At 70.4% G+C, this 11,353-nt stretch carries 8 protein-coding genes and 1 pseudogene; 7 read left to right on the top strand and 2 right to left on the bottom strand.

Going from position 1 to position 11,353, the window contains the following annotated elements:
* Nucleotides 1–100: 100 nt before the first annotated feature.
* Together ACZ5GT_RS10925 and ACZ5GT_RS10920 are read right to left on the bottom strand one after the other, a co-directional pair.
* Complete coding sequence (locus tag ACZ5GT_RS10925) at nucleotides 101–1,396, bottom strand: ABC transporter substrate-binding protein (protein WP_469018766.1); 1,296 nt, start codon at nucleotides 1,394–1,396, stop codon at nucleotides 101–103.
* Nucleotides 1,397–1,524: 128 nt separating this feature from the next.
* Nucleotides 1,525–2,874: an MFS transporter gene (locus ACZ5GT_RS10920; RefSeq protein ID WP_469018763.1), complete on the bottom strand. Its 1,350-nt coding sequence runs from the start codon at nucleotides 2,872–2,874 to the stop codon at nucleotides 1,525–1,527.
* An 84-nt stretch (nucleotides 2,875–2,958) separates the two neighbouring features.
* Between ACZ5GT_RS10920 and ACZ5GT_RS10915 the strand changes: the two genes are divergently transcribed.
* The 7 genes and pseudogenes from ACZ5GT_RS10915 (at nucleotide 2,959) to ACZ5GT_RS10885 (ending at nucleotide 11,248) form a co-directional block, all read left to right on the top strand.
* Nucleotides 2,959–3,924 carry a LysR family transcriptional regulator gene (locus ACZ5GT_RS10915; protein WP_469018760.1) on the top strand — a complete coding sequence of 322 codons (966 nt, stop codon included), beginning with the start codon at nucleotides 2,959–2,961 and terminating at the stop codon, nucleotides 3,922–3,924.
* Nucleotides 3,925–4,064: 140 nt separating this feature from the next.
* Nucleotides 4,065–5,171: a hypothetical protein gene (locus tag ACZ5GT_RS10910; RefSeq protein WP_469018757.1), complete on the top strand. Its 1,107-nt coding sequence runs from the start codon at nucleotides 4,065–4,067 to the stop codon at nucleotides 5,169–5,171.
* The gene (locus ACZ5GT_RS10905) at nucleotides 5,171–7,369 is read left to right on the top strand and encodes a polysaccharide deacetylase family protein (RefSeq protein WP_469018754.1); all 2,199 of its coding nucleotides are present in this window, start codon (nucleotides 5,171–5,173) and stop codon (nucleotides 7,367–7,369) included. The genes ACZ5GT_RS10910 and ACZ5GT_RS10905 overlap by 1 nt, the downstream gene beginning before the upstream one ends.
* Entirely contained in the window at nucleotides 7,366–8,661 is a 1,296-nt protein-coding gene (locus ACZ5GT_RS10900; RefSeq protein WP_469018746.1) for an acyltransferase family protein, read from the top strand. The genes ACZ5GT_RS10905 and ACZ5GT_RS10900 overlap by 4 nt, the downstream gene beginning before the upstream one ends.
* Nucleotides 8,662–9,213: 552 nt before the next feature.
* Nucleotides 9,214–9,534: pseudogene (locus tag ACZ5GT_RS10895) on the top strand (Scr1 family TA system antitoxin-like transcriptional regulator); the annotation flags it as partial.
* 7 nt (nucleotides 9,535–9,541) lie between these two features.
* Nucleotides 9,542–9,739 (top strand): DUF397 domain-containing protein, encoded by a 198-nt coding sequence (locus ACZ5GT_RS10890; protein ID WP_469018741.1) that lies wholly within the window; start codon nucleotides 9,542–9,544, stop codon nucleotides 9,737–9,739.
* 126 nt (nucleotides 9,740–9,865) lie between these two features.
* Nucleotides 9,866–11,248, top strand: a complete 1,383-nt coding sequence (locus tag ACZ5GT_RS10885) for a nitrate/nitrite transporter (RefSeq protein WP_469018738.1) — start codon at nucleotides 9,866–9,868, stop codon at nucleotides 11,246–11,248.
* Nucleotides 11,249–11,353: the final 105 nt, after the last annotated feature.

Here is an 11,353-nt window from a genome sequence, read left to right as displayed (position 1 = left end):
GGAAGAAGGAGAGGGGGGAAAGAGGGGAGGAGGGGGGGGCGGGGCGGGCGGACGGGCGGGTGCCCCCCCCCCCCCCCCGGGCCCCGTTCGACGGTGGCCGTCATTGCTTCGGCGCGCCCTTGTCGTAGGCCTGCTGGAGGGCGTCGAGGTAGCCGTCCGGCTTCTCGCTGCCCGTCATCAGCTTCTGCGTCTCGGAGACCAGGACGTCGTAGAAGCCGTTCACCGGCCAGTCCGGGTAGAAGGCCAGGCCGTCCCGCTGACTCACCGTGTTGAAGTTGGCGATGAGCTCCTTGGACTTCGGGTCGGTGATCGCGGAAGCGTCCGCCGCGACCGGGATGCCGCCCTTGTTGCCGAGCAGGTTCTGGATCTTCTTCGACATGGTGATGTCGATGAAGTCGTAGGCGAGGTCCTTGTTCTTGGCGTTCTTCGGGACCACCCAGAGGTTGCCGCCGGAGCCCAGGGTCAGGTTCGAGCCGGGCCACAGGGTGGTGCCCCAGTCGAACTTGACCTCCGACTGGAACCGGCCGTACCACCAGCTGCCGGAGAACAGGATCGGCGTCTTGCCCTGGATGAAGGAGACGCCCGCGTCCTCGGCCTTGGTGCTGGTGGACTTCTTGCTGATGTAGCCCTTCTTCACCCAGTCGGCGAAGGTGTCGGCGGCGTAGGTCCAGGCCGTGTCGTGGAAGTCGGTCTTGCCCTTGTACAGCTCGTACGAGTCGACCCACGAGCGGTCGGCCTTGGAGAGGGCGAGCTGGTACAGGTACTGCTGGGCGATGTACTCGGCGCCGCCGTTGGCGAGCGGTGTGACGCCCTTCTTGGCGAAGGTGTCCATGGCGGCCGTGAGATCGTCGAACGTCTTCGGCTCGTCGATCTTGTACTTCTTGAACAGGTCCTTGTTGTAGTAGACCATCGTGTACTCGGCGTAGTTCGGCACGCCGTACCACTTGCCGGAGCCCATGACCCCGTTGGTGTCGTACATGCTGGTCGTGCGCACACCGGCGCTGAGCTTCTTGTCCCAGCCGCGCTCGGTGGCCTCGGCCGTCAGGTCGGTCAGCAGCCCCTGTTTCGACAGCTGGCCCGCGGTCGCGTTGCCCTTGTTGTACTCCAGGATGTCGGGCGCGTCCGAGGAGTTCAGGACCATGGGCGCCGTCTTCTGGATCTGCTCGAAGCCCTTCTCCTCGACCTTCACCTTCACGCCCGGGTGCTTGGCCTCGAACTCCTTGATCGCCTCGTTCCAGGCCTGGCCCATGGCGCTGTTGGGCGCCTCGTAGTGCCAGAGCCGGAGGGTCTTGCCGTCGGACGATGCGCTGTCCGAGCCGCCGCAGGAGGTCAGCAGCAGCGACCCGCCGAGGATCGCCGCTGTGACCGTCGTCACGCGCATTCGTGTTGTCAACATTCCGTGCCTCCTACGGAGCCGGATGGGTTTCAGGGCGTCACGCGGCGGACGGCTGTGCCGTCGAATCGATTCGATGCGTGACGTCGAAGCGCTTCGACGGCAGAAGGTAGGTGCGGGCTGTGAGCCCGTCAATGCATCGCACCAGATTCGTCACGCCGGTCCGGAAGACGCCGCTGGGCGAGGGAGATCGTCAACGCGACCGCCGCCGCCGTCACCGGCACCCCGAACCCGGCCGCTGGCGACAGGTGCTCCACGCTCCAGCCGCCGGTCGCCGAGCCGCAGGCGATACCCCCGAGCAGGCCGGTCACCGCCAGGGTCATGCCCTCGTTGAGGCGGCCGGCCGGCGTGCGGCCCTGCACCAGGGTCATCGTCGTGACCATCGTCGGCGCCGTCGCCATCCCGGCGACCAGCAGCGCGCCCGCCAGCAGCGGCAGCGAGCCGGCCCGGGAGGCCGCGAGCAGCGGCAGGGTCAGCAGCACCGTCATCGCCGCGACGCACCACGGCAGCCGGCGCTCCGCGGGACCGGCCGGGCGCACCGCCCCGAACAGCAGGCCCGCCGCGAACGAACCGGCCGCCTGCAGGGCGAGCACCGCGCCCGCCGCCGAGCGGTGCCCCTGTGCGTCCGCGAACGCGATCGTGACGACCTCCATGGAGCCGAACACCGCGCCCGTCGCCAGGCACACCGCGAGCAGCGACGGCATGCCCGGCGCGCGCCACGGCGGCCGCCCGGCCCCGCGGGCGTTGACCGGGTGGGCGGGGGGTTCGGTCGACCGCTGGGCGGCGAAGACCAGCACGCCGGTCAGCAGCAGCACCGCACCGGCCAGCGTGCCCGCCTCGGGGAAGAGCGACCCGCACAGGAAGGCCGCGAGGACCGGGCCCAGCATGTAGCACAGCTCGTCCGCGGCCTGCTCGAAGGAGTTGGCCGTGTGCAGGGCCCGTTCGTCGCCCCGGAGCAGGTGGGACCAGCGGGCCCGGGACATGCCGCCGGTGTTCGGGGTCGTCGCGGTGGCGGCGTGGGAGGCGAACAGCGTCCACACGGGGGCGCCGAGGCGCACGCACAGCACCAGGGCGAGGGAACCGAGGACGGCGACCGCCGTGGCGGGCACCGCCACCCGCGCCTGCCCGTGCCGGTCCACCAGCCGCGCGGTACACGGCGCGACCACGGCGGTCGCCGCCAGCCCGGTCGCGGTGACGGCGCCGGCCAGGGCGTACGAGCCGCGGGCGCCGGCGATCATCACCACCGCGCTCACACTGAACATGCCCATCGGCAGCCGGGCCACCAGGTTCCCGGCCGTGAAGGCCCGCGCGCCGGGCAGGGCGAACAGGCGGCGGTAGGGGCCGGGCGGGCGCGGGCGGAAGCGGGGGGAGAAGTCGACGGCGACCAGGGCGTCGCCGGTCACGGTGTAGAGCGGGGTCAGCGGCTGCGGCTGTGGCGCGGACATGGGTCTGGGCGTGGACTTGGAGGTGGATGTGGGCATGGACACCACCGTCGCCCGCGCCCGATCACCGGGTCCAACACCTTCTCCGCCCCGATTCACGCACTCCCGTTGTAAGTTCGGCGGATGCCCGCCCACCTCGACCCGCGCCTGCTGCGCGCCTTCGTCGCCGTCGCCGAGGAGCTCCACTTCACGCGCGCCGCGGTCCGCCTCTACGTCGCCCAGCAGGCGCTCAGCCGGGACGTGCGGCGCCTGGAGCGCGAGCTCGGTGCCGACCTGTTCGTGCGCACCACCCGGCAGGTGACGCTGACGGCCGACGGCGAGCGGCTGCTGCCGTACGCGCGCCGGGTCCTTGAGGCGCAGGACGCGCTGCTCGCCGCCTTTGGGCAGGCCCGGCCCCTGCTGGTCGACCTCAACTCCCCGGGCCTGGCCACCGCCCGCCGTGTCCTGTACCGGGCCCGCGAACTCGCCCCCGAGCAGGAGCTGATGGCCCGCTACGAGAGCGGCCTCACCGGAGCCGCGGGCGAGCTGGCCGCCGGGCGCCTGGACGCCTCGTTCGGCCGGTTCGCGGGACTTGACCCGGCGCTGCGGGCCCTGCTGGACCACCAGCCCGTCCGCTACGAGCCGATGGCGGTGGTGCTGCCGGCGGGCCACCGGCTGGCCTCCCTGGCGGCGGTGCCGCTGGCCGCGCTGGCGGGCGAGACGGTGTACGCGGGCGCCGGGAACCCCCGTACGCCGGAGTGGACCGACCTCGCGCGCCGCCTGTTCGACGGACGGGGCGTCGAGATCGCGCCACCCGCCCCGCTGGCCGTCGGTGAAGAGGAGTTCCAGCGGCTGATGGCCAAAACAGGCCACCCCGTCCTCGCCGTGACGGACTTTCCGGCCATGCCAGGCAGCGTGGTGCGGCCCCTGGTCGACCCGGTCCCGCTCTCACCTGTGTCGCTGGTGTGGCGAAAGGGGCTGGTCCATCCCGGATTCGACGCGCTTCGACGGGCCGCGGCCGAACTCGCCGCCGCAGAAAACTGGCTCCGACGGCCGTCCGAGGGATGGATTCCAGCTACCGACGAGGCGGTCATGGCGTCTCACAACTGACACGTGGCCACCACGGATCCTCCACGTGCGCTACATTCATGCCCTGGTAAAGGGGGCGCTCGAACCGGGTGGGGGCCTGGTTCAGCCGACGGGTGCTCGATTCGTAGGCGCACCCGGAACTGTCCCGTGGGGGGTTGTGCGTGCGCGTGAAGAAGTGGCGGGAAGACGCCCAACCGGAGTGGGCCGGTTCGGCATCAGAGACCCAGGCTCTCCCGGAGACCGGGGGAGACACCCAGGCGTTTCCCGAACCCGGAGCGAGCGGAGTCCCCGACGACGCCTTCCGGGCCTTCGGCGACGCCACGCAAGTGCTGAGCGGCGGCCCCGGCGCCTTTGCCCGGACGGACGCCGACCACACCGCCTTCGCCCGGACCGACGCCGACCACACCGCCTTCGCCCGGACCGACGCCGACCACACCACCGTGCTTCCTCCGTCGGCCCGGCCCGGGCCCGGCCCCGCCGCCCCGCGCGGCCCCTTGCGTGAGTCCGTCCGCGACCCCTGGCAGACCTCGGGCCGCACGGAGCACACCCACGACCCGCACGAGGTGACCGTCCAACTGGACGCCGTCAGCCTGCGGCAGGACATGGCCCTGCGCGGGGCCAAGGGCGGCGCGGCCGCCGGCGACGGCTCCGACGGGCCCGTCTTCGTCGACGAGTCCGGCCGCCGCAGCCGCCGCTTCCGCCGCATCGGCATGGCCATCGGCCTGGCCTGCGCGGTCTACGCCGTCGTCATCGTCACGACCCTGCTCTCCGGCAGCTCCGACGCCCCCTGGCTGCCCGTTCCGGGCCAGCAGGACGACCAGCCCGCCGCCGAGATCGACACCTCCCCGCAGCCCTCCGGCACGGCGGACCCCTCCGCCACCGGCAGCGCCTCGCCCGGCGTGTCGCCCACCACGAGCGACGGCACCACGGCGTCCCCGGGCGCCGCCGGTGTCGCCCCCGGCGCGTCCGGGGACGCCGGGCAGTCGGGCGCCTCCGCGGACCCCCAGCCGTCGGCCAGCACGTCGACGTCGAAGCCGGGGACCGGCGCCAGCGCGCCCGTCCCCTCGCTCTCGGCCGACCCGGTCACCCCGTCGGCCGGCCCCAGCACGGGCGGCAGCACTCCCGCCGGCCCCTCCGAGTCACCCGTCGGCGACGGCGCCGGCCTCGGCACCGGCGCCGTGGCCTACGGACCGAGTACCCCGACGCCCGTCGCCGAGGAACCGGGTACGCCCGCCCTCCCGTCCACGTCCCCGGAGTACCACCTCTGATGGCATCCCGCTCCCGCCGTCGCAGGGCCGCGAACAAGGTCCCCGACGGCTCCCGGCGCCGCGTGCCCATGCGGCTGCTGCTGCCCATGCTCGTGCTCGTCGCCCTGATGGCGATGCTCATGCTGCGCGGCTATGTGCACAGCGAGATCCTCGCCGACCACCGCATCCAGCCCGAGGCAGCCGCCGACAAGGTGCCGGAGAAGATCATCGATGGCGGCCCGGTCATCGACACCCGCAGCGGCCGTACCACCAGCCTGCGGGTGGCCGACCACCACCTCGTCCTCACCTTCGACGACGGCCCCGACCCGACCTGGACGCCCAAGGTCCTGGACGTGCTCAAGGAGCACCACGCGCACGCGGTCTTCTTCGTCACCGGCACCATGGCCTCGCGCTACCCGGAACTGGTCAGGCGCATGGTCGACGAGGGCCACGAGGTCGGCCTGCACACCTTCAACCACCCCGACCTCTCCTTCCAGTCCAAGAAGCGCATCGACTGGGAGCTGTCGCAGAACCAGCTCGCGATCACCGGCGCGGCCGGCATCCGCACCTCGCTGTTCCGCCCGCCGTACTCCTCCTTCGCCGACGCCATGGACGACAAGTCCTGGCCGGTCACCGAGTACATCGGCACCAAGGGCTACATCACGGTCGTCAACAACACCGACAGTGAGGACTGGCAGAAGCCCGGCGTCGACGAGATCATCCGCCGAGCCACTCCCAAGGACGGCAAGGGCGCCATCGTCCTGATGCACGACTCCGGCGGCGACCGCCACCAGACCGTGCAGGCGCTCGACAAGTTCCTGCCCACGCTCCAGGAGCAGGGCTACGAGTTCGACAACCTCACCGAGGCGCTCGGCGCGCCCAGCGCCCACACCAAGGTCGCCGGCGTCGAACTGCTCAAGGGCAAGGCGTGGATCTTCCTGGTCAGCGCGGCGGACAACATCACCGGAGTGCTCGTCGTCGGCCTCGCGGTGATCGGCGCCCTGGTCATCTCCCGCTTCGTGCTGATGCTGCTGCTCTCCGGCATGCATGCCCGCCGGGTGCGCCGCCGGCGCTTCAGCTGGGGACCGCCGGTGACCGAACCGGTATCGGTGCTGGTGCCCGCGTACAACGAGGCGAAGTGCATCGAGAACACGGTCCGCTCCCTGATGGCGAGCGAGCACCCGATCGAGGTCATCGTCATCGACGACGGCTCCAGCGACGGCACCGCGCGGATCGTGGAGGCGATGGGCCTGCCCAACGTCCGTGTCGTCCGGCAGCTCAACGCGGGCAAGCCGGCCGCCCTCAACCGGGGCCTGGCCAACGCCCGTTACGACATCATCGTGATGATGGACGGCGACACGGTCTTCGAGCCGGCCACCGTCCGCGAGCTGGTGCAGCCCTTCGGCGACCCCAAGGTCGGCGCCGTCGCCGGCAACGCCAAGGTCGGCAACCGCGACTCGCTCATCGGCGCCTGGCAGCACATCGAGTACGTGATGGGCTTCAACCTCGACCGCCGCATGTACGACATCCTGCGCTGCATGCCGACGATCCCCGGCGCCGTCGGGGCGTTCCGCAGGTCGGCCCTGGAGCGGGTCGGCGGCATGAGCGACGACACGCTCGCCGAGGACACCGACATCACCATGGCGATGCACCGCGACGGCTGGCGGGTCGTCTACGCCGAGAAGGCGCGGGCGTGGACCGAGGCCCCGGAGTCGGTGCAGCAGCTGTGGTCCCAGCGCTACCGCTGGTCGTACGGCACCATGCAGGCGATCTGGAAGCACCGCAAGGCGCTGGTGGAGCGGGGCCCGTCGGGCCGCTTCGGCCGCGTCGGACTGCCGCTGGTCTCCCTGTTCATGGTGGTGGCGCCGCTGCTGGCCCCGCTGATCGACGTGTTCCTGTTGTACGGCGTGGTGTTCGGCCCGACGCAGAAGACGATCGTGGCCTGGCTGGGCGTCCTGGCGATCCAGGCCGTGTGCGCCGCCTACGCGTTCCGTCTCGACAAGGAACGCATGACCCACCTCATCTCGCTGCCCCTGCAGCAGATCCTCTACCGCCAGCTCATGTACGTCGTGCTGCTCCAGTCCTGGATCACGGCGCTCACCGGCGGCCGCCTGCGCTGGCAGAAGCTGCGGCGCACGGGTGTCGTCGAGGCGCCGGGAGGCCCGGTGCCACGCCAGCGGACTGCGACCAGCAGCAGTGATCGGAGGCCCGTGGCATGACCCACGGATACACGACCGGGACCCCGGAGTCGACGCCGTCCTACGGCTTCCCGCAGCAGCGGACCGCGCAGGCGGCGCCCGCCGCCCCCGACACCGTGCCCGCGCCCGAGACTGCGCCCGCGCCAGCGCCGAAGAAGCCGGGCCGCGACCGCTACCTGGACCTGCTGCGCTCCATCGCCCTGGTCCGCGTGGTCGTCTACCACCTGTTCGGCTGGGCCTGGCTGACAGTGCTGTTCCCCTCCATGGGCGTGATGTTCGCGCTGGCGGGCTCCCTGATGGCGCGGTCTCTGAACCGCCCCGCGGTGAGCGTGATCAAGAGCCGCGTCCGGCGCCTGCTGCCTCCCCTGTGGGCGTTCAGCGCGGTGGCGCTGGCGCTGATGTTCCTGGGCGGCTGGAACCCGGTGAAGGACCCCGACCACGGCGGCACCTGGGGCATCGTCGACCTGATCAACTACGTGATCCCGATCGGCGCCCCGCCCTTCCCCTGGCACATCGGCTCCAAGTCGGGCCTGCTGGAGGACACCTGGGCCGTCCAGGCATGCGGCCCGCTGTGGTACCTGCGCGCCTACCTGTGGTTCGTGGTGGCGTCCCCGCTGCTGCTGTGGGCGTTCCGCAAGGCGCCGTGGCCGACGCTGCTGGCTCCCCTCGGCCTGACCGCCATCGTCGGCACGGGCCTGGTGACCATTCCCGGCGAGACCGGCAACGCGGTCAGCGACTTCGCGGTCTTCGGCGGTTGCTGGGTCCTGGGCTTCGCCCACCACGAGGGCGTCCTGCAGCGCGTCCCGCGCTACATCGCCATCTCCTGCTCGGCGCTGATCATGGCCTTCGGCCTGTGGTGGGCCTCCGGCCACCTGGGCCCCGACGGCTGGGACCTCAACGACATCCCGCTGGCGCAGGCGACCTGGTCCTTCGGCTTCGTCGTGATCCTGCTCCAGTACTCCCCGTCGTGGCAGGAACTGCCGGGCAAGCTGGCCCGATGGGACAAGCTGGTGACGCTGTCCAACAACCGCGCGGTCACCATCTACCTGTGGCACAACATGCTGATCATGGCCACGGTCCCGATCATCGACCAGGCGTACAACCTGCCGTTCATGCAGAGCGACCGCGCGGTGGCGGCGCTGGACTCCACGTACACGCTGTGGATGTTCTTCCTGGTCTGGCCGCTGATCGGCCTGTGCATCCTGGCCTTCGGCTGGATCGAGGACTTCGCGGCGAAGCGCAGCCCCCGCCTGTGGCCGGACGGCCACCGCAACAAGCGCCCACAGCCCAAGGCCGTAGGACACCGAGCCTGACAGCCCCGCTCGCCCCCGCGAGCCCCGGCACCACATCATGGGCCGCCCGGATTCCTCCGGGTGGCCCTTTGCCTGTGCAGCGCGCGAATGGCCGCAACGCATCCCTTGCCGCACTCGGATCATATACGGCGAAATGCAAAATTCTCCGGGCCGATCAAAATGGAAAACAGGCCCGAATTGCGATCACGGCAACATGATGATTTCGTCTTTTAGGATCAAACCCAAGTCGGAGTGGCGGAGGATATACTGCGGTTTCCGCTAGATCGGCCAGTAGCCGCAGTGCAGCATTCGAGCGCAAAGAGGGCAAAGGGTGGGAGTCAACGGCACGGGGGTCGCGACACAAAAGAGCTCGCCGACGGCGGCGAAGCCATCACCGGCCTGGGTCTACTGCGTGACCAGGCCGAGGTGTTCGGCCTGGTGGCCTCCACTACGACCAGCGTGGCGGCTGCCGGCGGAAATTCGTGGACGCCTGACTTGAGTCACGTCACTCCTTCTCACCCCGCCGCCCGCTCACCTCGAACCACAGCAGCTTTCCGGCACGCCGTTCCAGGGCACATGGGATACGGCGGCCCCACCACGGTGCGGGCTCAGCTTCACCACCTGCTGGAGATGAGCCGGTTCGAGCACGTGACCGTGCGGGTGATCCCGTTCGGCAAGGGGTCCTTCCCCGGTACGGGACAGTCCATCGACTATCTGGTGGGGCCGGTCCCGCAGCTCGACACCGTCCAGTTGGACGCCCACCACGGCTGTGAGTTCCTCGATGCGGAGGCCCAGTTGGAGAAATACCGTCTGGTTCTCGACCGTATGGAGGCGAACGCTCTCAAGCCCGCAGAGTCCCGTGACCTCATCCACCGCATCGCCCAGACCATCTGAGGTAACCGTGTCAGAACTGCACTGGAAGAAGTCCACCTACAGCCCCGACGCCTCGAACTGCGTGGAAATAGCCACCACCCCCTCCGCCATACACGTCCGCGACTCCAAGCATCCCACCGCCCCGCATCTCACCGTCACCCCCACCACCTGGACGGCGTTCCTGTCCTACGCCACCCAGGCTCGGAGGCGCGGCGTGCGGCCGTGACCTCTCATCCCGTCCCCGCGCCGGGTGAGAGCAACGTTCCTTCGCGGTCACCCGGTGCCACAGGGCGGAAACGCGCCCTCCCTACCTTCGGGAACCACCGAGCCCGAAGCGCACCGTGGAGGCGTCATGACAGCCCCGAGTACTGCCCCCGCACCCCCGAGCAGGGGCGGCCGCTGGATCCAGCACTGGGATCCCGAGAACGAGACCTTCTGGAACGAGACCGGGGAGAGGACCGCCAAGCGCAACCTCCTCTTCTCCGTCCTGTCCGAGCACATCGGGTTCTCCGTGTGGACCCTGTGGTCCGTGCTGGTGCTCTTCATGGGCCCGGAGTACGGGCTGACCCCCGCCGACAAGTTCCTGCTCACCTCGATGGTGACGCTGGTCGGAGCTGTCGCCCGGGTCCCCTACACCTTCGCCGTCGCGATCTTCGGCGGCCGCAACTGGACCGTCATCTCGGCCGGTCTGCTGCTCGTCCCGACGATCGCCGCCTTCGCCGTCATGGAGCCGGGGACCTCCTTCTCCACCTTCCTGCTGGTCGGCCTGCTGGCCGGCGTCGGCGGCGGCAACTTCGCCTCCTCCATGACCAACATCAACGCCTTCTTCCCGCTCCGGAAGAAGGGCTGGGCGCTCGGGCTCAACGCGGGCGGCGGCAACATCGGCGTGCCGGTCATCCAGCTGGCCGCCCTCGCCATCATCGGCGCGAGCGGCGGGCCGCGCGTGCTGCTCGGGATCTACATCCCGCTGATCGTCGTCGCCGCCGCCCTCGCCGCCCTCTTCATGGACAACATCGAGAACGTCAGGAACGACACCGGCGCCGCCCGGGACGCCGCGAAGGACCCGCACACCTGGATCATGTCCTTCCTCTACATCGGCACCTTCGGGTCGTTCATCGGGTACTCCTTCGCCTTCGGTCAGGTGCTCACCAACCAGTTCGGGCGCACCCCGCTGCAGGCCGCCTACGTCACCTTCATCGGCCCGCTGCTCGGCTCGCTGATCCGGCCCGTGGGCGGCTGGCTCGCCGACCGGTACGGCGGCGCGAGGATCACCCTGTACAACTTCGTCGCCATGGGCGCCGCGACCGCGGTGCTGATCGTCGCCTCGATGGAGAAGTCGCTGGCGCTGTTCACCGCCGCGTTCGTGGTCCTGTTCGTGCTCACCGGCCTCGGCAACGGCTCCACGTACAAGATGATCCCCGGCATCTTCCAGACCAAGGCCCTCGCCAAGGGGCTTCAGGGCGAGGCGGCGGCCGCGTACGGGCGGCGGCTGTCCGGGGCCTCGATGGGGCTCATCGGCGCGGTCGGCGCGCTCGGCGGCGTCGGCATCAACCTCGCCTTTCGCCAGTCCTTCCTCTCCTACGGCTCCGGCACCGGCGCGTTCGTCGCCTTCCTGGCCTGCTACGCCCTCTGCTTCGCGGTGACCTGGGCCGTATACCTTCGCCGCTCGGCCGCCACGGCGCAGTCCCCCGCCGCCGCGGAGACGAAGCCGCAGCTCAGCTATGCCGAGGTGTGACGTAACACCGGCGACATCAAGCCGAACCGAGCCTGTCACTCGCCGTTGACAGGCTCGTTCGGTATGCAGGATCCGCGACCATCGCCTGCACGACGACTCGAGTTC

This window comes from Streptomyces sp. NPDC031340, assembly GCF_055569945.1.
Note: the sequence above shows the minus strand (reverse complement) of the source record. Positions and strands in the feature narration are given on the sequence as shown.